Genomic DNA, 25,457 nt, shown 5'->3' on the forward strand with positions numbered 1-25,457 from the left:
TAAAAATTGTTAAATCTTGTACAGAACCATCCGTTTCTCCCCGATTTGGATTTAGGATTGGTCATTGGGATTCGATTCTTGGTATGTTGTCATTCGGATTGATTCTTAGGATTTGATTCTTGGCATTTGGTCATTGGATTTGGTAATTGGAATTTGGTCATTAGGATTTAGTCAACGGAATTTAGCCGACAACTCGAGATTCAGCTCAAGCACATTTACCGTTTCCGTGCCCGCGATAGTCGGTTTCCGGATATGTTTCCCGACCAATTTCCTTACTTCGGATTCGCTGATATGGCGTTCGTTGGCCACTCGTCTCACCTGAATCAGCGCGGCCTGGGGCGAAATATGAGGATCGAGTCCGCTGCCAGAAGCCGTTACGATATCGGACGGAATCTGCGCTTTTTCGAGATAAGGATGCGCGATCAGGAAAGTGTCGATGCGCTTTTGCACTTGCTTCAGATATTCGGCGTTCGACGCGCCTTTGTTGCTTCCGCCACTTGCGGCCGCATTGTAATCGACCGCCGACGGACGTCCCCAAAAAAATCCGGGTTTGTCGAACTTCTGCCCGATTCTCTTGTAGCCGACGGTCTTTCCGTCAAGCGTCAACACTTCGCCTTTGCCGCGATTCGGCGCCGCCTGGGCAATTCCGAAAACCAGCAAAGGATAATACACACAGAACAACACGATCAACACCAAGGTCAGTCGCAACATGGATTTTAGATTTTTCATTTTTTTGGATTAAGTAAACGTAAGAGCCGAGAATCAAGACAGTTTTACACCGATAGACAGCACAAGAAATGCGCTGATTTTTCTGACTCACAACTCACAACTCACAACTCATAACTCACAACTCACAACTCACAACTCACAACTCATAACTCAAAACTCAAAACTCACAACTCACAACTCACAGCCCTAAACAAAAACCGAAACGGCCAGATCGATAAGCTTGATCCCGACAAAAGGCACGACAATCCCGCCAAGTCCGTAGATCAACAGGTTGCGTTTGAGAATTGCGCTTGCGCCGAGAGGTTTGTACGCGACGCCTTTGAGCGCCAACGGAATCAGCATCGGAATAATGATCGCATTGAAGATCACAGCACTCAAAATCGCGCTGTCGGGAGAATGCAGCCGCATGATATTCAGGCCTTGCAAAGCCGGAATCGCAGTGATGAAAAGCGCGGGCACGATGGCGAAATATTTGGCCACATCGTTTGCGATCGAAAAGGTCGTGAGCGTTCCTCTGGTCATCAAAAGCTGTTTCCCGATCTCGACGATTTCTATGAGTTTCGTCGGATCGTTGTCCAGATCGACCATGTTTCCGGCTTCTTTGGCGGCTTGCGTTCCCGAATTCATCGCCACGCCAACATCGGCTTGAGCCAAGGCCGGAGCATCGTTCGTGCCGTCGCCCATCATCGCCACGAGTTTGCCTTGCGCCTGTTCGTTCTTGATATAGTTCATTTTGTCCTCGGGTTTGGCCTCGGCAATAAAATCGTCGACACCGGCTTTTTCGGCTATGAATTTGGCCGTAAGCGGATTGTCGCCGGTGACCATGACGGTTTTCACGCCCATTTTCCGAAGGCGCTCAAACCTTTCTTTCATGCCCGTTTTGATGATATCCTGAAGTTCGATCACACCTTGCACCTGGCCGTTTTTGAGAACGACAAGTGGCGTTCCGCCGTTCGCGGAAATCATCGTGACTTTATCGGCGGTGGCGATCGGGAAATCGTTTCCGGCGGTTTTGGCGATGTTTCTCGCGGCATCCTGCGCGCCTTTTCGGATGTCGGTCCTATCTTTCAGGATCACGCCTGACGTTCGCGTTTCGGCCGTGAATCGGATCGACTCGGAAATGCTTGAAGTCAGTTCTGACAAGTCCAGACCGACATCCTGGTTCATTTGATTGGCCAACTCGACTATCGATTTTCCTTCGGGTGTATCATCTGACAGCGAACTCAAAACCGCAGCTTCGACGAAATCGTGAAAAGACACGCCTTGGGCCGGATAAAAATTGGTCGCTTTCCTATTTCCGATCGTAATCGTTCCGGTCTTGTCCAACAGCAAAACATCGATATCACCCGCGGTTTCCACAGCTTTGCCCGATTTCGTGATCACGTTCGCTCGCAAAGCCCTGTCCATCCCCGCAATCCCGATGGCCGAAAGCAGTCCGCCGATTGTCGTCGGGATCAAACACACGAAAAGCGAGATGAAAGCCGCGATCGTGATTGGCGTTTGGGCGTAATCGGCGAAAGGTTTGAGCGTGACACAGACAATGATGAAAATTAGCGTGAAAGCCGACAGCAGAATCGTCAAAGCGATCTCGTTGGGCGTTTTCTGACGGCTCGCACCTTCGACCAAAGCGATCATTTTGTCGAGAAAACTTTCTCCGGGTTCAGACGTGACAAGCACTTTTATCCTATCAGACAAGACTTTCGTGCCGCCGGTAACCGAACTTTTGTCGCCTCCGGATTCTCTTATCACGGGCGCACTTTCGCCCGTAATGGCACTTTCGTCTATCGTGGCCAACCCTTCGACGATTTCCCCGTCCATCGCGATGATGTCGCCGGTTTCACAGACGAAAAAGTCGCCTTTTTTGAGAAAGGACGAATTGACTTGCTCGAGCTGTCCGTTTTCCAGCCATTTTTTGGCCAGCGTTTCTTCTCTCGTGCGGCGCAAACTGTCGGCTTGGGCTTTTCCTCTGGCTTCGGCTATCGCTTCTGCGAAATTGGCAAACAGCAAAGTCGAGAGCAAAATCACGAAAACGATGAAATTGTAGGTAAAACTGCCTTCGCCTTCGTGTCCGAACAAAATCGACAGGCAAACGACCAACATGATCGCCGTTCCGATCTCGACTGTAAACATGACTGGATTTTTGATCATCACGGCCGGATTCAGTTTTGCGAAAGCTTGTTTCAAAGCCGACATCATTTGGTCGCGCTCGAAAAGGGAGTTGTTTTTGGTTGTCATTTCAGATTTTGGTTAAGGGAAAAATAATCGGCCAACGGACCAAGCGCAAGTGCCGGAAAGAAACTCAGCGCGGCGATGATCGCGATGACGGCGAAAATCATGATTCCGAAGATTGGCGTATCGGTTTTGAGCGTGCCCGAACTTTCCGGGATGAACTTTTTCCTGGCGAGCGATCCGGCGATGGCGACCGGTCCTATTATCGGAAGGAAGCGTCCGAACCAAAGCAAGATTCCCGTGAGAATGTTCCAGAACGGATTGTTGTCGGCCAAACCTTCGAATCCCGAACCGTTGTTGGCCGCGGCCGAAGTGTTTTCGTATAACATTTCGGAGAAACCGTGAGCGCCGGTATTGTTGAGCCAAGCCGAAGCATTTCCATCGAACCAATAACCCATCGGCGCATCCGCGGAAGCGAAATAAGCAGCCAAAGCGGTTCCAGACAAGATCAAAAGCGGATGCAGAATCGCGATGAACGCGGCGATCTTGACTTCGCGTGCCTCGATTTTCTTGCCCAGGAATTCCGGAGTCCGGCCAACCATCAAGCCCGAAATGAAAACCGCGAGTACGATGAAGATGTAGAAATTGAGCAATCCGACGCCGCATCCGCCGTAGAACGCGTTGACCATCATGGCCAGGAGTTGCATCGCGCCTGAAATTGGCATCGTCGAATCGTGCATGCCGTTGACCGAACCCGTCGAGATTACCGTCGTGGCGATGCTCCAAAATCCTGTCATTGGCGCACCGAAACGCACTTCTTTTCCTTCCATTGCGCCGTTTTGGGCAATCCCCATTTGGGCTATAGCCGGATTTCCGTTCGTTTCCGAAATCAAGGTCGGAATCACCAAAAGCAAAAATCCGATCGTCATCACGCCAAAGATCACGTAGGCGAATTTCCTGCGTTTGAGGTAAAAGCCGAGTGCGAAAATCATCGCGAAAGGAACGATCATCTGCGCCCATAATTCGACGCCGTTCGTCAGGTAATTCGGATTCTCGAGCGGATGCGCCGAATTGGCTCCGAAGAATCCGCCGCCGTTCGTCCCGACATGTTTGATTGCAGTGAAAGCCGCGGCCGGACCACGGGAAACCGCGACCGAATCGCCTTGAAGCGTAACGATTTTGTCTTTTCCTTCGAAGGTCATCGGCGTTCCGTTGAAGCACAGCACGATCGCTATCACGAACGCCAAAGGCAGCAAGATTCGCGTGCAGCTCCTGACGAAATAGTTGTAGAAATTCCCGATGGTTTCGGCCGTCCTTTCTTTCATGGCGTTGAAAACCGCAACGGCTGCGGCAATTCCCGTCGCGGCGGAAACGAATTGTAAAAACATCAGGAAAATCTGGCTCAGATAGCTCAGTCCGGATTCGCCCGAATAGTGTTGCAAATTGCAGTTCACGACGAACGATATCGCGGTGTTGAACGCAAGGCTTGGCGACATGGACGGATTCGCGTCGGGATTCATTGGAAGGAAACCCTGGAAAAGCAAGATTCCGAAACAAAGTACGAGCCATAGGAAATTGATTCCGAGCATCGCTTTGAGTTGCTGTTTCCACGTCATTTCGATTGTCGGGTCGATACCGGAAAGACGGAAGATCGTTTTTTCCATCGGATTCAAAAACCCATCGGCGAACGTCTTCTCGCCCAAAAACGATTTGGCGATGAACTTCCCGAAAGGGATCGAGAGCAAAATCGCGAGGCCGAAAACCAGCGCGATTCCTACAAATTCTGTATACATAAAGGTTGGTTTAGAAGTTCTCGGGTTTGATCAACACGTAAATCAGATAGCCGAAAACCAGCAGTGCGACAATAAAAAGTGCGGTCATGGCTCAGATCTTTTCGAAAAAATCAACCGATTTGTAGCAAATGCCGAACATCGCCACGGCGAGCAAAAAAAGCAGGATCGTCTCCATTATACGCCCAAAGTGTTGATTTGACGCACATATTCGGCCCGAAGCGATTGTGGGAAAAGGTTCGCGATGCGGCAGTTTCGCAGTTCCATAAAAGTCGTGACCGAGAATACGTAAGTGTTCGCGATCGCGTTTTTGGTTTGTTGGTTGCCTTCGGTAAAAAGCTTTTCGGCCACCGCCAGACATTTTTTGGCTCGGGCGATGTTTCCGGTTCTTATGAAGGCTTTGGTGATTTCGGCGAAGCGGTCGGCTTGCTTATAAATCGTGGTGATGCGATTTTTCATTTTTTGAGATTTTGTTTCGCGCCACTTATACCAATAGTTGTTCCGATGTTCCGATTCAAAAAACAACAAACTGACTTACAGTAAATTGACATTTTCACAAGTGCTTTTGCGAGGCAAAAAATCGGATCAAAATGATAGGGTTTTCTCAAAATGAACAGAATATCTGTTCAAATCGATGAAAGCAACTCGTGCCTAAGTCAACTCTCATAAGCTAAAGTAAATTCGATCTCAAAAATTCCATCCAAAACATCCGTAAATCAAAAACATTTATAACTTTGCAATTCAAAGTACTTTTAAAATATCAGTCATGAGTCAAATACAAAACCAAAAACCGTTCGCCATCAATCCGCGCAAATTCGCATTCACGGCCTTGATTGGCGCGGCGATCGCGTTAGCCGTAATCTGTGTTTTCGTTTTCAATGTAACGAACCCGAATCCCGAATGGCCGCAAAATTGGCGAGTCCGTCCGCTTTGCCTGACACCTATGGCTGGCGCTGCCGGTGGCGGATTTTTTTATCTGATGAAAAACCTGAGAACACAATCGGACACGACAAAAATCCTGGCTTTGTGCATCGGCAGCATTGGATTTCTTTTTGCGCTATGGATCGGGATCGTCTTGGGATTGGACGGGACGCTTTGGGATTGATAGTATAGAATCGTCCGACAAATCCAAAAAATCCAACTTTCCAACTAACATATCGTGATAAAGAGAATCCTGATCAGCTTGCTTATCATAGCCGGCATCTTCCTTGTTTTTGTAGGCATTTGGTTCGTGTTTTTCCTGTCGGCTTTTGGCGCTTTCGACAAGGATTACTCGGTTTCCGATCTCAAAGAGGAATTTACCGACCACAAAACCGAGATTCACGAGGTCATTTCGTACTACGACCAAATCGTCCCAAAAGACAAAACCGTCGAGATCGAATTCGACGGCAACAGGGTAAATCGGTTCGGAATCTATTCTCAAAACGCGACCCGAACGCAAGTCAAGACCGAATTTCTGGACTGGAATCTCGAGCTTGAAGGCGAAAAACTGCAGAACGAAATCAAGTTTTTGGGTTGGAATACCGAGACGCTGCTAACGCTTCGGGACAAACTCGACGCAGCCGATTGTATCGGGATCGAGAATGGCGAGCCCACGAAAATCCTGTTCCAGAGAAGCGGGATGGGAATGTATTCCTTCAACATTTTCAAGCATCCGATCCAAGACAAAAAAAACTACGACGACGGCTGCCAATATATTCTTGTTAACAAAAACCTTGCGCTTGAATACGGCGGAGGCGCAATCGGAAGCCAGTGTTTCTACAATAAAAACTAGATTGAAAAAAATACTTTTCGTTGGATTTTTACTGCTGTTTTCTTTCACCGGATTCCTCGTTTGGGCGGGCTATCTCATGGAAATCGAGGACAGATACGGCGATTTGCAGGCCGTTTATTTCGAGTCGGAAGAAGGCGATTTGGTGCTCGACAATCTTGGGTCGAAAGTTGGGATCGCGCATTTTGACGACCGCGATTTTTTGGTGATCGAAGGCCAAAAGTCGGCTTATATCGAGGAATGGCTGACGATGAAAAACGGTTATAGATTCGATCTGACGGTTTTGTCTGATGAAAATTGCGCCGATTGCCAAAAATTGACGTACCGCGAATTGTCGGAAAAAGTCAAAAACGCAACTGCCAAAAACATCCGAAATTTCAGGAACTGATTATTTTTCGAGCGAGTATTCTTCTAGTTTTCGGTACAAAGTCGCCACGCCGATTTCGAGCAACCGCGCGGCTTCGGCCTTATTTCCTTTGGTGTAGTTGAGCACTTTTTGTATCTGGAGTTTTTCTGCGGATGCGATCGAGAACGCGGAATTGGTTTTCGTTGGATTTTGTTCGGAATGTCTTATTTCGGTCGGAAGTAAATCTGTGGTCAAACCTTCGTCCGATGCCAGGATTACGCCTCTTTCGATCACGTTTTTGAGCTCGCGGATGTTTCCCGGCCACGAATAGGTTTGCATCGCGGACACGAATTCGTCTGAAACCGCAAGATCTTTCCGGTTGACCTTTTCGGAAAATTGCTTCACATAAAAGTCGATCAAAGCCGAAACATCTTTGGCACGTTCGCGCAATGGCGGAATCGCGATCTCGAAAATGTTGAGTCGGAAATACAGATCCTGACGGAATTTGCCCTGTTCGCTTTCCTGTTTGAGATTGCGGTTCGTGGCTGCAAGCAATCGGAAATTCGACTTTCTGGGAATGGTATCGCCCACGCGGATGAATTCTTTGGTTTCGAGCACGCGAAGCAGTTTGGCCTGCAATTCGAGCGGCATCTCTCCTATTTCGTCGAGGAAAAGCGTTCCGTTGTTGGCTTCTTCGATAAATCCTTTCTTGTCTTTTGTGGCGCCAGTGAACGCACCTTGCCTGTACCCGAAAAGTTCGCTCTCAAGCAAATTCCCGAACGCGCTGCAATTCAATGCCACGAAAGATTTGTCGCTTCTGCCGCTGTTCTCGTGTATCGCACGCGCGAAAACTTCTTTTCCCGTTCCGGTCTCGCCAAGTAACAAAACGGTGGAATCGGTAACGGAAACTTTACGGGCAAGATCGATCGCGGCGAGAATCGGTTTGGAGTTGCCGACGATCTTTTCGAACGAATACTTGTCGCCAAGTTGGCTTTTGAGGTTTTGGACTTGTTCGCGCAATTGTGCTTTCTCGGACGCCTTGTGCAAAAGCGGAATGATCCTGTCGTTGTCGTCGCCTTTGACGATGTAGTCGAACGCTCCGTTTTTCATGGCTTGGATGCCGTCAGGGATATTTCCGAAAGCCGTCAAAAGCAAAATTTCGACACTCGGGAATGCCGATTTGACTTTTTGGACGAAATCGACGCCGTTTCCGTCAGGCAACTTGACGTCGCACAAAACCACATCGAAATGTTGTTGCTCCAACTTCCTGAATCCCGATTTGAGATCCTGCGCCTCGACAACCTCGAAACCTTCGCCTTTGATGATTCGCGCCAAAAGCCCGCGCAGTTTTTCTTCGTCGTCGATAATCAGGATTGAGGTCATGGTGTAAAATTAGGCAAAACAATTTTTTAAAATCCCAAAACCCAAATTCCAAATCCCAAATTCTACCGGCGTCGCGTGTCCACACAATAAAGGATTTTCCACCCGTCTTTTTCCTTGACGAGCGAAAACGAGTTCACGCCCGAATGGCTTTTTTGTCCGTTGATGTAGAACTCGTATGGCGTCCAGACGTGAGCCAGCGTGCCGTCTTGCTGTATTTTCCACGACAGCAGTTTTTCCTCGAATTTCAGGTTTGCCGGGATTTCGGCCACTGATTTCAGGAACGTATTGGTGTTTTCGACCGACACTTTGGCTTCCTGGTTTTTCTCGGCAATGGAATGCAATACCATTTCTTTGGCGAACGTCTTTTTGAGCGCCGTGGTGTCTTTGGCGTGAAAAGCGGTGAAGAAATCCTCGATTGTTTTCCTGATTGCGACGTCTTGAGACAGTGCCGATTGGGTAGCGATGAGCGTTAGGATTACCAATAGTTTGTTCATGGTTCTTTTTTTTGTTGGTGTGGGCGTTTTGGGATTTGTTACATTGGAGTGAAAAGTGCCTGAGTTTTTTTCCGAGTCACAGACTCGGGCACGCGTTTCGCGAAGTTACAAACTTCGCGAACTGGCAAACCCATAGCAATTTTGAGCGGCGCTGTCCGCGCGAAGCAAGCGGACAAGCCGCGTACCACCAAAAAAATCCCATCCAACCCAAATTCCCCAAATAATCACCCAAGTGCGTTAGGGATGGCAGCGGCATCCTTTTGACCGGCGCGCCAGCAGCCGGTCAAAAGATACAGCGGACAGCCCGGCGGCGGCCAAAAACCAAAATCAAGCACAAAAAGCCTGCTACCGCCGCAACGCCCAAAAATAAATTCGCGTACCTTTAAACCCTCAAAAAACAAACACATGTCAGTTGCAAAAAAAGACTACAAACGCATCACAACCCAATCCCTTATCGAGATGAAACACAATGGCGAGCGCATTTCCATGCTGACCGCCTATGATTTCACGATGGCCAAAATGGTCGATACGGCGGGCGTTGACGTGATTCTCGTGGGTGATTCCGCGTCGAACGTCATGGCGGGTCACGAAACGACCTTGCCTATCACTTTAGACCAGATGATCTATCACGCTTCGTCTGTGGTTCGGGCTGTGAGCCGCGCTCTTGTGGTCGTCGATCTGCCTTTCGGAACATATCAGTCCGACCCAAAGGAGGCTTTGCGCTCGGCGATTCGCGTCATGAAAGAAAGCGGTGCGCACGCACTCAAACTCGAAGGCGGATTCGAGATCAAGGAATCGATAAAACGCATCCTGAACGCGGGCGTTCCCGTCATGGGACATTTGGGTTTAACGCCTCAATCGATTTATAAATTCGGAACCTACACGGTACGCGCCAAGGAAGAAGCCGAAGCCGAAAAACTCATGGAAGACGCGAAGTTGCTCGAAAGACTGGGCTGCTTTGCGATAGTACTCGAAAAAATCCCGGCGCAACTGGCCGAAAAAGTCGCCAAAAGCGTGAGCATTCCAATCATCGGGATAGGTGCGGGCGGCGGCGTTGACGGACAGGTTTTGGTGATCCATGACATGCTTGGAATGAACAACGAATTCAGCCCGAGATTCCTGCGCCGATACGCGAATTTGTGGGATATCATGACGGGTGCACTGGCGCAATATCACCAGGATGTCAAGAATTCGGATTTTCCTAACGAGAAGGAGCAATATTGATCTCAGGTTTTGCCACTTGCTTCCTTAACGCGGCTCTAGTTCCATGAAAACGATCTCAACCAAAGACAACCTGCAAGTCTTATACGAAGACAACCACATCATTGTGATAAACAAGCGCGTCGGAGACATCGTGCAAGGCGATAAAACCGGCGATAAACCGCTGTCGGACGTCGTCAAGGACTACATCAAAGACAAATACGGCAAACCCGGAGAGGTGTTTTTGGGAGTCGTGCACCGCCTCGACAGACCGACCACGGGAATCGTCCTGTTCGCCCGAACGTCAAAAGCGCTCGAACGCATGAACGAGCTGTTCAAGAATCGGGACACGCAAAAAACCTATTGGGCGGTGGTCAAGAATCGTCCGGCGAAGGAGGCCGATACGCTTGAACATTTCCTCAAAAGAAACGAAAAATCGAACACGTCCAAAGCGTTCCCAAAAGAAGTTCCCGACAGCAAAAAAGCGGTTCTCGACTATAAAGTGATAAAGGAACTGAACAACTATTTCGCGCTGGAAATCACCTTACATACGGGTCGTCATCATCAAATACGTTCCCAGTTGTCATTTATTGGCAGTCCGATAAAAGGCGATCTCAAATATGGCTTCGACCGATCCAATCCGGACGGCGGAATTCATTTGCACGCACGAAAACTCGCCTTCCTGCATCCGGTCAAAAAAGAACCTGTCGAGATTGTGGCGCCGGTTCCGTTTGACCCGATTTGGAATGCAGTTTAGTAGCGGTTGCAGTTTGCAATAGCAGTGGCAGAAGCAGAAGCAGTGGCAGTAGCAGTGGTAGTAGCAGTGGCAGTACCAGAAGCAGAAGCAGAAGCAGAAGCAGAAACCGAGTCGTAAAGCCGACAATACGACAACAAATCGCCGCCACGCATCTCAGGCACTCAACAACTCAGGCACTCAGGTACTCCATGATCAGCCACTAATTTTACAACTTCACCCAACAATACTGTAACTCCCAAAAACGTTACCATTTGTAGCTTCAATCCTAAATCGCTACACATGAAAACTTTAGCTGCCACTTTTTTGATTTTCGTCGGATTTTCGAGCTTTGCACAACAGCATTTTGCCGGGGCCACGACTTCCCAAAGAATCGGATTGATCCAATCCGGGATGAATCCTGCTGAACTTGCCAACCTGAGTTCCAAATATGAAGTCCAGCTATTTTCGGTGAGCGCCAATGCCAACAACAACAAGATCGGGTTTGGCGATCTATTTGGAAGCGAGAGTTTCGAAAGCCTGATTTTTCGCGGAACAGAAGCCGTCGACCTGAGATTTGACGGAGAACTTTACGGCCCCGGATTCGCGATAAAAGTCGACAAATGGGCCTTTGCGCTGACGTCCAAAGCTTACGCGAAACTCGATCTGGTCGATGTCGACGTAAAAATAGGCGACGCGGTCTCGACGGCGACACTTAACGCTTTGATCAACGGATCGACCACGATAAACAACAACTTCAACCAACGTCTCAACGGAACGACCTGGGGCGAAATCGGACTTTCGGCGGCGAATAATTTCTACGACGACGGAACGCACAAACTCAGTGCCGGTGCGACTTTCAAACTGTTGTTTCCGGCTTCGTACGCCAATTTCGGGGCCGATCGCTTCAACGGCACGATCACAAACAATTTGGGAGACGTGAATTTGACCAATGCATCGGCCAACCTGAACATCGCCTACTCGGGAAATCTCGGGGATGAATTCACGAAATTCGGCGACTACACGAGTTCGCTTTTTGGTCGCCTAGGCGGCGTAGCGGCAGATTTTGGAGTGAATTACCGATTTGTCGACCAAAACGATCCCACAAAATATCGACTCAACGCGGGCCTCGCGCTGCGCAATCTGGGCTCGATGAAATTCAAGGATTCTAATAATTCACAAACCAATTATGTACTTTCGATTCAAGGCATTGAGGCGCTTAACTTGAACCAATTCCAGAACGTGGAAAGCCTAGAGGAAATTGAAGACATTTTGCTCGCGAGCGGCTATCTCGACCGAACCGTGAGCACAAAACGCGAGTTCAAGGTCAAACTTCCTACGGTCTTTTCCGCTTATGCCGATGTTCAGATCGTCCCGAAATTCTTCGCTTCGGTTTACATCCAACAAAAATTGAACGGCGATGAGGCAAACGACCAGATCACCTATCAAAACGTTTTTTCGATCGCCCCGCGTTTCGCTTTGCAGCATTTTGAGGTCTGGTCGAACTGGTCAAGCAACGAAATCTCGGGAATCTCGGGCGGAATCGGGTTTCGCGCCTACGGATTCTACCTCGGTTCGGGTTCGATAATTACGAATCTGATCGCCGACAACAAACAAGCCGACGCTTTCATCGGATACAGTTTCGGCCTCGACTAACGTGCTTTTTCTGACTATATTTGGATAAATCACTCTCGAATGGAACTTCACAAATCGGTTGGAAAGCGCAAGGAAGCGCTCAAGAAACTGTTGCACGTCGTCACGCAAAACGAAAATGCGATCATCGAAGCGCTGCGGCTTGATTTCCAAAAACCTGCTTTCGAAGCGGTTCTAAGCGAGACTTTTATCGTGATGTCAGAACTTCGGAACACGATCCGCAGCCTCAAAAGTTGGTCGAAGGATGAATTCGTTTTTCCATCGATATTGAATTTTCCTTCAACGGATCATATCGTAAAACAGCCTTTCGGAAGCGTTTTGGTGATCGCGCCGTGGAATTATCCTTTCCAGCTTTCGATGTTGCCCGTAATCGCTGCGTTCTCAGCGGGAAATTCCGTCATTTTGAAACCTTCGGAGTTGACGCCTAATACGTCCGAAATCGTTTCAAGGATCATTTCGGAAGTTTTCGACGCCACAGAAGTCGAGGTTTTTCAAGGCGGAAGCGAGGTTGCCGAAAAACTTCTGGAACGCCGTTGGGACAAAATTTTCTTTACCGGAAGCGTATCGGTCGGAAAAAAAGTGGCACAGGCCGCGGCCAAAAACCTGACGCCGGTCGTTTTGGAACTCGGCGGAAAAAATCCTTGCATCGTCACTAAATCGGCCAACTTGAAAATCGCGGCCAAACGGATTGTTTGGGGAAAATTCCTCAACGCCGGACAAACCTGCATCGCGCCTGATTACGTTTTGGTTGACGCATCGAAAAAGTCGGAATTCCTGACGCTTCTGAAATCCGAGATAGAATCGGCCTACGGAAATAATCCCTCCGAAAGTCCTGACTTCGCTCGAATCATCACGGCAAGACACTGGCAACGGCTTGTCGATCTTATAGCGCACGAAAAAGTTGTGCACGGCGGACAATCCGATCTCAAAACGAAATACATCGCGCCCACGGTCATAGACGAATCCGACTTGGATTCCGAAATCATGAAAGACGAGATCTTCGGGCCACTTTTGCCCGTCATCGGATTTTCTTCTCAGGACGAGCTCGATTCGGTTGTGAATCGGTACGAAAAACCACTCTCTTTATACGTTTTCGGCGACGATTCTACCGAAACGAAAAGGCTCATGAAACGCTATTCGTTCGGAGGCGGCTGCATCAACGATGTGGTCGTACATTTCGCCAACAATCGCTTGCCTTTTGGCGGCGTCGGGCATTCCGGAATGGGATCTTACCACGGAAAACACAGTTTCGAGGCTTTCATCCACAGAAAATCGGTGGTCAAACGTGCGACCTGGCTCGATATTCCGCTTCGGTACGCGCCTTACAAAAACAAAATTTCCATCGTGAGAAAATGGTTCAAATGGCTGTAAAACTGGCGTAAATTCCGTAAAATTGCCGCTCAGATCAATTTATGGACAAAATCGCGAAAAGACTTGATGAAATCAGGTCGAATGGATACGAACTTGATTTTTCGGGCACGCTCAGCAAAGCCATCGACATCCACAAAAACATGATCCTGACCGCGGGTTTGGCCTGTCTGGTTTTCGGGATTGTGCTGACGATATTGTGGTTTGGCGTCATGGTCGGACTCAGTGCCGTAATTGGCGTCCTGACCGCTTTTTTTCCCGGCGATAACGGCACTGCTTTTATGGCCATGGCGATTTCCACTTTATCTATGTCGTTGGCTTTTGCGCTTGCAAGTCCATTCGTGGGCGGACTTTTCATGATGGCCAACAAGGTCGATCGCGGTGAGGAAGTTTACTTTTCGGACGCTTTCGCGGGTTACAGGCCGCCCTATTTTGGGCCGTTGATTTCGCAGTCGATGCTGATTTCGGGCGTGAGCGTTTGCATCACCTTGGTCTCTCAGGCGTATTTCCCTGATCTTTTCTTTATTGGCGCGGCTTTCAGCTCGATCATTTCGTTGCTTACGATGTTCGTCGTGCCTTTGGTGGTCTTCGGCGGACTCAAACCGCTGGCGGCTATTTCGGCCAGTCCGACGATCCTGTTCAGGAAGTTTTGGCTGATTTTGGGATTGGTGATCGTTTCGGCATTCATGGCCAGCGTCGGATTTGTGGCGCTTTGCATCGGAATCCTGTTTACTTACCCGTTTATTTTTGTGATGAATTATGCGATCTACAAGCAAGCTGTCGGCATTGCCAATGAGAATGAGATCGACGAAATAGGAATTTCTGACAATTTGTGAAAAAGCTGCGGATTGTTGGGTAATTTATCAACTGTAACATTGCCGATTCGCTTATTTTCATAATTTTATCGGGCTAAACTTGCCTGTATGCGCTCTTACTCAAGCGTTTTGATTTTCTTCTTCGCGATCTTCGTTTCGGGCAGCGCTTTTGCGTCGGTTCAGGACGCCGGAATTCCAGAAGCCATCGCCTCGAAAAGCTGGTTTTTGGCGACAATGCTGATTTTGACGGGCGTACTGCTTTACCTGACTTTCAACCAGAAGACGCGTTTCAACAAGGACTTCGTATCGAATTATTCGGAAATTGATTCAGATCCCGAACAATTCCGGCTTTACCTGCTCTTTTTCGGGATCATTTTCTTCGTGACCGAAATCTTCTTGGAGTTCTTCAACGTCAGACAGAAAAGCGAACTCATCGAGAATGTGGTTTTCAGCGCGATCTTGCTGCTACTTTACTACGCCAGTGCAAAATGGGCGTTGCTTTATCTAAAAATCAGACAGGTCTTTTTCGTGGCTTTCGTCGCCTATCTCACTTTTCTCGCGAAAAAATTGGCCACACAACCGCTCGAGATCATTTCAATTACCGAATTCATCCTGGCCTATTTTTTTTCGTACAGCGTTTTCAGGACGATCCGCCACTACCTGATTTTCGTCGTATGCACTTTCGCGTTGCTGTTCGTGGCTTTAATCACATCGACGATCGACGAAAAAACGGTTGCGATCCTGTTCAACGCCTGCCTGATCACGACGGTTTTCCACTACACGAAACACATCGGAATCCTTAATACAAAAGACAAATTCTTATTCGCAAACGAAATCGTCAACAAGGGAAATTCGCTCATCATCGCGACCAATCGCAAAGGCGAAGTCGTTTTTTGCAGCGAAGGCGTGAACGAGATTCTCGGTTATTCCACAGATCAGGTCATGGGAATGGAATTTTGGAAATTGACCCAAGATCAGGAATTCGTGGGCGAGGAATACCACGAAGATTATACCGACGGCCGACTTTACGTGCGCAAACTCAAGTGTTCCAACGGCGAATACAAATACATCCAATGGAAGGACAAGAAGTATTCCGACAATCTTTTTATCGGGATCGGACAAGACATCACGCATCACGTGCACGTCCAGAACCAATACAAGAACCTGATCGAATCGGCATCTGACATCATTTACGAAACCGACCGTCACGGCAATTACACTTACGTCAATCCGTTTACCGAGGCGACTTTGGGTTTTTCTGCCGAAGATTTCTACGGAAGGCACTACAGCGAATTCATCGTGGACGAATACCGCGAAAGAATCCGCGCCCAATATGACACCGCGCCCAAAAACCGCAGCTTCTACCCGATCCAGATCTTCCCGTTCGTGAACAAGGAAGGCGAAAACGTCTGGGTTTCCCAAAGTGTGAATATCAAGCGAAACGACTTCGGCAAGATCATCGGATTCTCTGTAATCGCACGCGATATCACGTTGGTAAAATCGTTGGCCGACGAAAAAGCGCGAAAGGAAAAAAAGGTCAAGCGGTACAACGAGACGCTCAAGATTATCGGCGAGATGAGTTTTGGCGATCAGGAAAAAATCGCCGACGTGCTGACGCAAATCCTCAAATTGTCAGGCCAATCGCTGGCTGTCGACCGCACCGGATATTGGACTTATTCAAAGGACAACATCACTTGCACGGCCATGTTCAACGTTTTGGGAACGCTTGCGAACGAGGAACATTCGCTGAAAAGGGAGGATTATCCCGAATATTTCACGGCCTTGGAAAACGAGCGACAGGTCGTGGCTTCCAATGTGGAAAAAAATCCGCAGACTGTCGAATTGCTTCGGGATTATATTCCGCGACATGAAATCAGATCGCTGCTCGACACGCCAATTTTCATCAATGGGGAAATAGAGGGCGTCGTCTGTTTCGAATCGACTTCCAAACATTGCGATTGGGACAGCGAGGACATTTCGTTCGCAAGATCCGTGTCCGATCTCACCGCAGTTGCCATCGAATCGCAAATGAGACGCGAGGCCGAGAGAAATCTGGCTTATAAAAGTGAAATTTTGTCGGCCATTACGCGAAACACGGGGAATTTTTTCATCAGCCGAAATACCGAGGAACTGTTCGAAGGCATCCTGAATTCTGTCGGAAAAGTGACCAACGTCGATCGCATCTCGTTTTTCGTCAACAACGAACGCAACAATTCCGTTCAGCAAAGGCACCGCTGGATGGGTCCGATTGAAGGGATCACGCCTCCGAATCCTGCATTGGCCGAGTTGCCTTACGCGATGGTTCCGGATATTATCGAGTCGATGTTGGCCAATCGTCCGTATCATTCCATCGTAAAAAATATCGAAAACGAACACATGCGCGGGCTTCTCGAAAAACTCGGATCGGTTTCGGTACTCTCGCTTCCGCTGACGATCAGACAGAAACTGTACGGAATGTTGGTCTTCGACGTCAAGTTCGAGCGCGAATGGACCGAAGACGAAATCACGATCCTGCAATCGCTGGCGAGCAACATTTCGATGGCCATCGAGCGCAATATCAACGAAGGCATCATCAACGAAAGTGAGGAAAAATTCCGTCTTCTGGCCGCGAATATCCCGGGAACGGTTTACCTGCTCAACGCCGACCGCAAACTCGTCTACCTGAACCAGGAAATGGAAAAACTTACGGGTTATCCGCAAAAAGCTTTTCTCGAGGAAGGCCTATGGTTCCCGACTTTGGTGCATCCGGACGACGTACAAAAAGGAAAATCCATACGCGATGCGGCGATCTCAAGAGGCGAAACGTTCCACCTCGAATACAGGATCGTGCGCCAATCGGGCGAAATTCGATGGGTCGAGGAATTTGGAGGCGTGATCAGCAAGGAAGACGAAGTGCATTTCATCGAAGGAATTCTGCTAGACATAACCGAGCGCAAAAAGAACGAGACGGCCGTCAAGGAAAAAGAGCTGGCAGAAGCCGCGAACCGTTCCAAATCGGAGTTTCTGGCCAACATGAGCCACGAGATCCGCACGCCTTTGAACGGCATCATCGGGTTCACCGACCTTTTGATGAAAACCGATATGGAAAACATCCAGCACCAATACATGAACACGGTCAACCAATCGGCCAATGCGCTCATGGAAATCATCAATGACATTCTGGATTTCTCGAAAATCGAAGCCGGAAAACTCGAGCTTACGCCAGAAGACACCGATTTGTTCAAACTCTGCAAGCACATCACCAAACTCATCGAATACGATTCCCGGGTCAAGAACCTCAAGGTTTCGCTTTCGATTGCCGAAGATGTTCCCAAATGCATCATCGTGGACGAGATCAGATTGAAGCAGATTTTGGTCAACCTAATGAGCAACGCAGTGAAATTCACCGAAAAAGGCACGATCGAACTTTCTGTCCAATTGCTCGAACGGACGCCAGACAATGCGCAATTGCTGTTCGCCGTCGAAGACACCGGAATCGGAATAAGGCATTCGAACCAAAGCAAGATTTTCGACGCTTTTTCTCAGGAAGACAGTTCGACGACCAAGAAATTCGGAGGCACGGGACTCGGACTTGCCATTTCCAACAAGCTCTTAGGATTGATGGACAGCCAGTTGCAACTCAAAAGTCTTTACGGCCACGGCAGTACCTTTTTCTTCGACATCACTTTGGACTTGTCCGAAACCTGCGACTTCGAACCCGTACTTTCGCACAAAAAGGACGATACGGTTCTCGAACTCGATTTGGAGTCGGTGCGCATTTTGGTAGTCGAGGACAACAAGATCAATATGTTGCTCGCAAAAACCTTGATCCGAAAAATTCTCCCGAAGGCCATAATCTTCGAATGTCCTGACGGACAGCAGGCCGTAGACAGTTTTCTGGCCGTTGCGCCCGACCTGATTTTCATGGATGTGCAAATGCCTGTCATGAACGGGTATGAAGCTTCGAAAGAAATCCGTAAATTCACTTCGGACGGAATTCCCATCATCGCACTCACGGCCGGAACCATAAAAGGCGAACGCGAAAAGTGCCTCGAGGCCGGGATGAACGACTACATTCCCAAACCGATCGTCGAGGAAGACATCCGCAAGATGCTGTCGGTTTGGCTCAAAAAAGACAAGGTTTAACCACTAAACGAACAACTTATGAAATGGCTAGGAAGAAGCGGAAGCGGCGGAAATCTTGAAGACAGACGCGGCATGTCAGGAGGAAAACTCGCGGCCGGCGGCGGACTCATCGCGGTAATCGTCGTGATCGCGCAACTGTTTTTGGGCGGAGACGGCGACACTGGAAAAATCATCGATGTAATCCAGAAACAAACGGTACAAACGCCTTCGCAGCAACGCGAACTCACGGCCGAGGAGAAAAAAATCGGTGAAATGGTCGACGTCATTTTAGGCGATACCGAACAAGTCTGGAAACAGATTTTTTCCGAAAATGACATGACTTACAAAGAACCGAATCTGGTTTTGTTTACCGATGCGGTCGAAACAGCTTGCGGCAATGCGACGGCCTCGGTTGGACCATTCTACTGTCCGACGGATCAAAAAGTCTATATGGACATGGCGTTTTTCAACGAACTGCAGACGCGTTTCGGGGCGAAGGGCGGCGATTTTGCCATCGCTTACGTCATCGCTCACGAAATCGGGCATCACGTCCAAACGTTGCTCGGCACGTCCCAAAAAGTTCGCGAAATGCAGCAAGGAATGAGTGAAGCCCAAGCCAACAAGCTTTCGGTCGCACTCGAACTCCAAGCCGATTTTTACGCCGGACTTTGGGCGCATTACAACGAAAAACGCGTCAAGATGCTCGAGCCCGGAGACATAGAGGAAGCCATGAGCGCGGCCGAAGCGGTCGGGGACGATGCCATCCAGAAGCGCGTTCGCGGACAGGTCGTTCCGGATTCGTTCACGCACGGCACATCGGCACAACGCATGAAATGGTTCATGAAAGGATTCGAGAGCGGCGACATTCAGCAGGGCGATACGTTTAACGGAATTTGATGCAAATTTGACACGACTTTCGGAATTTTTGCTTATTTTCAATTCATGCAAAAACTCCACCTGACGGCTTGCCACCAAAAACCCGAACGCTCTTTTTTCTGGAAAGGGAAACAGTTTCCGGTTTGCGCGCGCTGTACGGGAATCCATTTGGGTTATCTCGCGATGCCGTTGTTCCTTTTCAAAGTCGTTTCGCTGAGTTGGCCGCTAACTGTCTTGTTTATCCTTCCGACGGCAATCGACGGACTTACGCAGGCTTACTTCACGCGCGAAAGCACGAACTTTATTCGGTTCACGACAGGTTTGCTTGCCGGCGTCGGCCTCATGTCGTTCTCGTCCAAAATCGGACTGCTTATTGTCGATCTAATACATTTAACCATCAAATAATCAATTATGTCAGAAGAATTCAAACCTCAGGGAGAAAAATTAGGCATTGGCCTTTCCATCCTTTCGTTCTTGATTCCGCTTGCCGGACTCATCATTTGGATAATGAACAAAAACGATCATCCTGAGAAAGCCAAAAGTGCTTGTTATCTCGCGATCGCAGGTGTTGTCGTAGGAATCGTGCTTCAAGTCATTTTAGGACTTGCGGGCTGATCCGAAAAAGTAAAGAATTGAAAGCCGTCCTTTTGGGCGGTTTTTTTTTGTGGATTACGCGAACAATTAACATTGGACATAACGCGAATCTATCCGAAAAAATTAGTTTTGCGCCACAACATTCACCAAATGAACAAACTTTATACTTTGCTGTCGTTATTGACGACAGTCCTTTCGTTCGCGCAGATCAAATTTGAGACAGGACAATTCACGGCCAACGACGGAACGACGACCCAATGCCTGATCCGCAACCTCGATTGGGACAATAATCCGTACGGATTCGAATACAAGATCTCGACCGATGACGAAACCAGGAAAGCCTCTATTACCAATGTCAAAGCATTCTCGGTAAGCGGAATCACGTTCGAACGCCACACGGTCCAAATCGACAGGTCGTCTTCTCAAGTCGGAAGTATGAGCCAGCAGCGAAATCCCATTTTCGAAACGGAAACCATTTTCCTGAGATTGGTTTTTGACGGCAAAACCAAGCTGTTCCGATTCCAGGACATCAACCTTTCACGCTTCTTTATCGCTTCTGACGACGCCGTTCCCGAACAATTGGTTTTCAAGGAATACAAGGTCGACGATTCCCGGATCGGCCAAAACAATTTGTTCCGACAACAGCTCTTTACCAGATTACAATCGGAAGGAATTAACGAGAAAGACGTCGAAAAACTGGCCTATAACAAGAAAGAGCTGGTCGCCGTTTTCCGAAAAGCGTTCCAGTTCGATGAGAAAAATTCGGCCACGACCGACGCTGCGACCAAAACCAAGGTCAACTTCAGACTCTTCGCAGGTGTGGCTTTCGGCAAGATAAAATCTGAAAATACATTCGACGATTTTTTCGACAAGGTTGACGAAAGTAAAGTCGCGCCAATTGCGGGCTGCGAAGTAGAGATCGTACTTCCTGTGAACCGCAACAAATGGGCACTGATCGCCGCCCCGTTATTTTCGAGCGTCAAAGTTTCCAAAACGGGTAATGTCAAGACCGATATCGATTATACGTTCGTCTCGATTCCGATTGGCGTAAGGCATTATTTTTTCCTGACCGATCGCACCAAGTTGTTCCTCAACGCGGGCGCTTCCATCAATCTCGCGCTTTCCTCCTCGCTCAAAATTAAGAGCCAATATGCTTTCGCCGAGACCGATTTTCCGATGCAGTCGATCGCATTTGGAACTTTTGGCGGATTCGGAATCTCCGTTGACAGGATTTCACTCGAGGCAAGATGCGATTTCTCGCGCCGACTACTTAAAAACGCAGATTTTTGGGAAGCGAAATACAGCTCGGTAAGTCTAATCGCCGCTTATAGATTCAACTAACGGCCAAGCCAACCGTCGCGGTCAAGACTTCTGTATTGGATCGCTTCGGCAATGTGTTCCGATTTTATGTCTCGTGACGAATCAAGGTCGGCGATCGTTCGCGAAACCTTTAGGATCCGATCGTAAGCGCGTGCCGACAAATTGAGCCTTTCCATGGCGGTTCTGAGCAATTGCATCGAAATTTCGTCCAGCGCGCAAAATTCGCGTATGTGCCTGACCGACATCTGGGCGTTGTAATTCACGCCTTCGGAATCCGCAAAACGACTTGTCTGGAATTCGCGCGCGCGAGTAACCCGTTCGCGAATTTCAATGCTGCTTTCGGCTTTCCGGGTTTCGCTCAACTTCTCGAAAGGCACAGGCGTCACTTCAATGTGGATGTCGATGCGGTCGAGCAAAGGCCCGGAAATCTTGTTCAGGTAGCGCTGCATTTCCATCGACGAGCTTTGCACAGGCGCATCCGAATCGGCGAAATAACCGCCCGGACTCGGATTCATGCTCGCAACCAACATAAACGAAGACGGATAAGTCACGGTGAACTTCGCACGCGAAATCGTCACTTCGCGGTCTTCGAGCGGCTGGCGCAAGACTTCGAGCACTTCTCGTTTGAACTCGGGCAATTCGTCCAGGAACAGTACGCCGTTGTGCGCCATCGAGATTTCGCCCGGTTGCGGAAAACTGCCGCCCCCGACCAGACTCACACTCGAAGCCGAATGATGCGGATTCCGGAAAGGCCGTTGCCGCATCAGCCCGATCTCCTTGAGCTTTCCGGCGACGCTGTGAATTTTGGTCGTTTCCAAAGCTTCGCGCAACGTCATAGGCGGCAAAATGCTGGGAAGTCTTTTGGCGAGCATCGTTTTCCCCGCTCCGGGCGGCCCGATCAGGATGATGTTGTGTCCGCCGGCGGCAGCGATTTCCATACAGCGTTTTATGGATTCCTGACCTTTGACGTCGCAAAAGTCGAATTCGGTGGAAAGTGGCGCGCTGAACGCTTCCCGCGTGTCGATTATCGTCGGTTCGATTCCGCCTTTGCCGTCAAAGAAATCGATGACCTGTTGGATATTTTCTACTCCGTAAACATCGAGATCATTGACGATCGCAGCTTCCTGGGCGTTTTGCATCGGAAGGAAAAAGCCCTTGAAACCTTCTTCCCTTGCCTTGATCGCAATCGGTAACGCGCCTTTTATAGGCTGAAGGTTTCCGTCAAGTGAAAGTTCGCCCATGATGATGTAGCGGTCGATTTCGGTTCCCTGGATTTGGTTGGAAGCCACGAGAATTCCCAACGCGATCGTGAGGTCGTAAGCCGAACCTTCTTTTCGCAGATCGGCCGGCGCCATGTTGATGGTGATTTTCTTTCCCGGAAAATTGAGATTGTTGTTCTTGAGCGCCGCGGCGATGCGGTATGAGCTTTCTTTTATGGCGTTGTCCGGCAATCCTACGAGGTGGTAGCCGATGCCTTTGTCCATGTGGACTTCGATCGTTATGGTCGTGGCTTGGACGCCGAAAACGGCTGATCCGAATACTTTTACTAACATGGCTTATATAAATTTAGATGGCTTGTATTTGGTAAATTTAGGGAACGGTGTTGAGTTGCGATTGTTTGTTTGGTGGAGGTTATTAACATTTTGGGGTGCGGAGTTTTTAACTCCGCACGGTGTGTGACGGAGTCTGCGACTCCGAAGAAAAACGTGGCGACTCAGAACGCGTTTTCAAAGCCAATAAACATCATAATAGTAAAACAAAGCTTGTATCGGACGAGACAGACCTGCCAAGTTATTCTTAATGCCATTTCGCTAGCTGCGTCCACCTGCTTCAACTTCTGCCGTTGCGTCTGCTCTACTTCCACTTCCACTTCCACTTCCACTTCCACTTCCACAACCGCTACTGCCACTGCAACTGCTTCCGCAACCAAAAATTCGCCTCCATTTTCCAACAATCCACCTCAAACATTGCAAAAGCCCCGTTAAATGTGGTTTTCCGCATCCGACGTAATAAATTTGACCTATATATTTGTACCTCCAAAACTACCCCGATGATAGCCGCTCCAATACCAGCAAATGACAGGCAGCGCCTCGATGCGTTGTTGTCCTATAAAGTTCTCGATACGGAAGCCGAGAACGATTTTGACGACATCACGAAACTCGCGGCCGAGATCTGCGAATCTCCTATTTCGATAATCACTTTGCTCGACGAACAACGGCAATGGTTCAAATCGTGCATAGGACTCGACATCACCGAATCGCCTCGGGAAACTTCTTTTTGCGGACATGTCGTAGCGAATCCGACAGAAAATCTCATCGTCGAGGACGTGAAGGACGACATCCGTTTTCACGACAATCCGTTTGTGACCGAAGGCGTGATAGGTGCGTACGCGGGAATCCCGATCGTAAATCCGGAAGGTTTTGCATTGGGCGCACTTTGCGTGATCGACGACAAGGCCAAAAAACTCGAGCCGTTCCAGATCAAAGCTTTGGAAAAACTCGCCAATCAGGTCACCAAATTGCTCGAACTTCGACGAAACAACTACAAACTCACCGAAAGCCACAACGCGCTTTCCCAGCGATACAAAGACCTCGAGCAGTTTTCGCACGTGGTTTCCCACGACATCAAATCACCTTTGAACAACATCATGCAGTTGTCGGAATTTTTTACCGATATGTACGGGCAATCGCTCGATGAAAACGGCCGCCAGATGATCGGCTACATCGGACAATCGGCAAAAGAGCTCAAAAGTCTCGTCGACGGAATCCTCGAACACTACAAGTACGACACGCTCGATGTCACGCAAAGGGAAAAGATCCGATACAAGGAATTTGTCGAATATATCGTGAACCTGTTGAACGTAAAAGGCGATTTCGAATTCATTTATCCCGATGAAAAATCGCGTTTCTGGTCAAATAAAATGGCGCTCGGACAAGTTTTGTACAATCTGATAGCCAACGCCATCAAGTACAACGACAAGGAAAAAGGCATTGTCGAGATCGGTTGCGACCTAAAAGGCGACGAAGTGATCCTGTTCGTGAAAGACAACGGCCCGGGAATTCCCGAAAGCCAGTTCAAAAAGATTTTTGAGATTTTCGGAACACTTGGGACCACTGATCGTTCGGGTAACAAAGGCACCGGAATCGGGCTTTCGACCGTCAGCAAACTCATCCAGAAACTCGGCGGGCGCATCGAAGTCGAATCGGAACTCGGCCACGGATCGACTTTCAAGGTCTATCTCAAAAAGTGATTTCTGCGCAATCTCGATTTTCCACCAAGGATTTGGTTCTGATTCTTGAGCCACGAATTATGCGAATGACACGAATTACACAAATCTGGATCTTGGTTTGTGTCATTTCGTTTGCGCTGACTCCATAAATCGGTCAACATTCATCTAAAATTCGTGCATTCGTGGCAAAACAGTCCAAAAAACCGTGGCATCACAACCAAAAACAAACCCAAAAATTTCAAAAATACGGGGCAAGCTAAAATCCAGAAACGTACCTTTAACAAAAAACAAAATCATGGGACTATTCAACGCCATACTCGGAAACGCCTCTGAAGTTTCCATAGAAGCCATCACGAAAGAATTCGAACCGATCATCATTCCGGGCGAAAACATCGAAAAAGCATTCCGCCTCGTGCGCGACATGTTCATTTTCACCAACAAACGACTTATCCTGGTCGAAAAACAACTCGTCGGAAGCAAGACCGAATACCTTTCGGTTCCATACGCCAACGTGATCAAATTTTCGAAAGAAAGCGCCGGAATCATCGACCTCGACGCCGAACTGAAAATCTGGATCAAGGACGAAACCGAACCGATCAAGAAAACTTTCGGCAAAGGCAGCGACAATATCAATGAGGTCTATCGCATTTTGGGACAGCATATTTTGAAATGAGTACCTGAGTGCCTGAGCGAAAAGTGCCAGAGTACTCGAAAACCGAAAATACAAGAGTCCATATTGGGCTCTTTTTTTTATCGCTTCAAGTTTGGAATTTAATCTTGGGCGCGCCGGCGGCAAACCAAAACAGCAAGTCGTTCTGCGGCAACAATTCGCTTCCAAACTGCTATCCAGAGCCGCCGTCGGGCTGGACGGCACTCGCTTTTG

The 25,457-nt window shown here is 48.7% G+C and carries 24 protein-coding genes; 15 read left to right on the forward strand and 9 right to left on the reverse strand.

Annotation, left to right across the window (positions count from 1 at the left end):
* Window positions 1-171: 171 nt before the first annotated feature.
* The 5 genes from EOO49_RS04850 to EOO49_RS04870 form a co-directional block, all read right to left on the reverse strand.
* Entirely contained in the window at window positions 172-729 is a 558-nt protein-coding gene (locus EOO49_RS04850) for a K(+)-transporting ATPase subunit C (RefSeq protein WP_290843262.1), read from the reverse strand.
* Between the two features lie 186 nt (window positions 730-915).
* A complete protein-coding gene (gene kdpB / locus EOO49_RS04855) occupies window positions 916-2,964 on the reverse strand; it encodes a potassium-transporting ATPase subunit KdpB (protein WP_290843264.1) in 2,049 nt (682 codons plus the stop codon).
* Window positions 2,961-4,691 carry a potassium-transporting ATPase subunit KdpA gene (kdpA, locus tag EOO49_RS04860; protein ID WP_290843266.1) on the reverse strand — a complete coding sequence of 577 codons (1,731 nt, stop codon included), beginning with the start codon at window positions 4,689-4,691 and terminating at the stop codon, window positions 2,961-2,963. The genes kdpB and kdpA overlap by 4 nt, the downstream gene beginning before the upstream one ends.
* Before the next feature lie 10 nt (window positions 4,692-4,701).
* The gene (locus tag EOO49_RS04865; protein ID WP_290843560.1) at window positions 4,702-4,779 is read right to left on the reverse strand and encodes a potassium-transporting ATPase subunit F; all 78 of its coding nucleotides are present in this window, start codon (window positions 4,777-4,779) and stop codon (window positions 4,702-4,704) included.
* 86 nt (window positions 4,780-4,865) lie between these two features.
* Window positions 4,866-5,147 (reverse strand): hypothetical protein, encoded by a 282-nt coding sequence (locus tag EOO49_RS04870; protein WP_290843268.1) that lies wholly within the window; start codon window positions 5,145-5,147, stop codon window positions 4,866-4,868.
* 307 nt (window positions 5,148-5,454) lie between these two features.
* On the opposite strand from EOO49_RS04870, the gene EOO49_RS04875 reads away from it, so the two are divergent.
* Genes EOO49_RS04875 through EOO49_RS04885 form a run of 3 tightly spaced genes read left to right on the forward strand, consistent with a single transcriptional unit; the run spans window position 5,455 to window position 6,847 of the window.
* Window positions 5,455-5,793: a potassium transporter KefB gene (locus tag EOO49_RS04875; protein ID WP_290843270.1), complete on the forward strand. Its 339-nt coding sequence runs from the start codon at window positions 5,455-5,457 to the stop codon at window positions 5,791-5,793.
* Between the two features lie 54 nt (window positions 5,794-5,847).
* On the forward strand, window positions 5,848-6,462 hold the full coding sequence (locus EOO49_RS04880; protein ID WP_290843272.1) for a hypothetical protein: 615 nt from the start codon (window positions 5,848-5,850) through the stop codon (window positions 6,460-6,462).
* A gap of 1 nt (window position 6,463) precedes the next feature.
* Window positions 6,464-6,847: a hypothetical protein gene (locus EOO49_RS04885; protein WP_290843273.1), complete on the forward strand. Its 384-nt coding sequence runs from the start codon at window positions 6,464-6,466 to the stop codon at window positions 6,845-6,847.
* On the opposite strand, the gene EOO49_RS04890 is transcribed toward EOO49_RS04885, so the two are convergent.
* Complete coding sequence (locus EOO49_RS04890) at window positions 6,848-8,188, reverse strand: sigma-54 dependent transcriptional regulator (protein WP_290843275.1); 1,341 nt, start codon at window positions 8,186-8,188, stop codon at window positions 6,848-6,850.
* Between the two features lie 62 nt (window positions 8,189-8,250).
* Entirely contained in the window at window positions 8,251-8,682 is a 432-nt protein-coding gene (locus tag EOO49_RS04895) for a DUF4440 domain-containing protein (protein ID WP_290843277.1), read from the reverse strand.
* A 405-nt stretch (window positions 8,683-9,087) separates the two neighbouring features.
* Between EOO49_RS04895 and panB the strand changes: the two genes are divergently transcribed.
* From panB to EOO49_RS04945, 10 genes are all read left to right on the forward strand, one after another.
* Entirely contained in the window at window positions 9,088-9,906 is an 819-nt protein-coding gene (gene panB / locus EOO49_RS04900; protein WP_290843278.1) for a 3-methyl-2-oxobutanoate hydroxymethyltransferase, read from the forward strand.
* A gap of 43 nt (window positions 9,907-9,949) precedes the next feature.
* The gene (locus EOO49_RS04905) at window positions 9,950-10,639 is read left to right on the forward strand and encodes an RluA family pseudouridine synthase (RefSeq protein WP_290843280.1); all 690 of its coding nucleotides are present in this window, start codon (window positions 9,950-9,952) and stop codon (window positions 10,637-10,639) included.
* Between the two features lie 279 nt (window positions 10,640-10,918).
* On the forward strand, window positions 10,919-12,271 hold the full coding sequence (locus tag EOO49_RS04910; RefSeq protein ID WP_290843306.1) for a hypothetical protein: 1,353 nt from the start codon (window positions 10,919-10,921) through the stop codon (window positions 12,269-12,271).
* 39 nt (window positions 12,272-12,310) lie between these two features.
* A complete protein-coding gene (locus EOO49_RS04915) occupies window positions 12,311-13,639 on the forward strand; it encodes an aldehyde dehydrogenase (RefSeq protein WP_290843308.1) in 1,329 nt (442 codons plus the stop codon).
* Between the two features lie 41 nt (window positions 13,640-13,680).
* Window positions 13,681-14,472 (forward strand): hypothetical protein, encoded by a 792-nt coding sequence (locus EOO49_RS04920; protein ID WP_290843311.1) that lies wholly within the window; start codon window positions 13,681-13,683, stop codon window positions 14,470-14,472.
* Between the two features lie 87 nt (window positions 14,473-14,559).
* Window positions 14,560-18,576 carry a PAS domain S-box protein gene (locus EOO49_RS04925; protein ID WP_290843313.1) on the forward strand — a complete coding sequence of 1,339 codons (4,017 nt, stop codon included), beginning with the start codon at window positions 14,560-14,562 and terminating at the stop codon, window positions 18,574-18,576.
* 18 nt (window positions 18,577-18,594) lie between these two features.
* Entirely contained in the window at window positions 18,595-19,452 is an 858-nt protein-coding gene (locus EOO49_RS04930; RefSeq protein WP_290843315.1) for a neutral zinc metallopeptidase, read from the forward strand.
* A 45-nt stretch (window positions 19,453-19,497) separates the two neighbouring features.
* Complete coding sequence (locus tag EOO49_RS04935) at window positions 19,498-19,836, forward strand: DUF2085 domain-containing protein (protein ID WP_290843318.1); 339 nt, start codon at window positions 19,498-19,500, stop codon at window positions 19,834-19,836.
* Window positions 19,837-19,842: 6 nt separating this feature from the next.
* Complete coding sequence (locus EOO49_RS04940) at window positions 19,843-20,046, forward strand: hypothetical protein (RefSeq protein WP_290843319.1); 204 nt, start codon at window positions 19,843-19,845, stop codon at window positions 20,044-20,046.
* Window positions 20,047-20,175: 129 nt separating this feature from the next.
* Window positions 20,176-21,366: an outer membrane beta-barrel protein gene (locus EOO49_RS04945; protein ID WP_290843321.1), complete on the forward strand. Its 1,191-nt coding sequence runs from the start codon at window positions 20,176-20,178 to the stop codon at window positions 21,364-21,366.
* On the opposite strand, the gene EOO49_RS04950 is transcribed toward EOO49_RS04945, so the two are convergent.
* Window positions 21,363-22,898, reverse strand: a complete 1,536-nt coding sequence (locus EOO49_RS04950) for a YifB family Mg chelatase-like AAA ATPase (RefSeq protein WP_290843323.1) — start codon at window positions 22,896-22,898, stop codon at window positions 21,363-21,365. The genes EOO49_RS04945 and EOO49_RS04950 overlap by 4 nt on opposite strands.
* Before the next feature lie 161 nt (window positions 22,899-23,059).
* A complete protein-coding gene (locus EOO49_RS04955; RefSeq protein ID WP_290843325.1) occupies window positions 23,060-23,275 on the reverse strand; it encodes a hypothetical protein in 216 nt (71 codons plus the stop codon).
* Between the two features lie 120 nt (window positions 23,276-23,395).
* Here EOO49_RS04955 and EOO49_RS04960 point away from each other — a divergent pair, with 120 nt between their 5' ends.
* On the forward strand, window positions 23,396-24,595 hold the full coding sequence (locus tag EOO49_RS04960; protein WP_290843327.1) for a GAF domain-containing sensor histidine kinase: 1,200 nt from the start codon (window positions 23,396-23,398) through the stop codon (window positions 24,593-24,595).
* A gap of 274 nt (window positions 24,596-24,869) precedes the next feature.
* Window positions 24,870-25,247, forward strand: coding sequence for a PH domain-containing protein (locus tag EOO49_RS04965; RefSeq protein ID WP_290843329.1), 378 nt, complete (start codon window positions 24,870-24,872; stop codon window positions 25,245-25,247).
* The last annotated feature ends 210 nt before the right edge of the window (window positions 25,248-25,457 follow it).

Origin of the sequence: Flavobacterium sp. (genome assembly GCF_004295795.1) — a bacterium.
In the GTDB taxonomy this organism is placed as follows: domain Bacteria; phylum Bacteroidota; class Bacteroidia; order Flavobacteriales; family Flavobacteriaceae; genus Flavobacterium.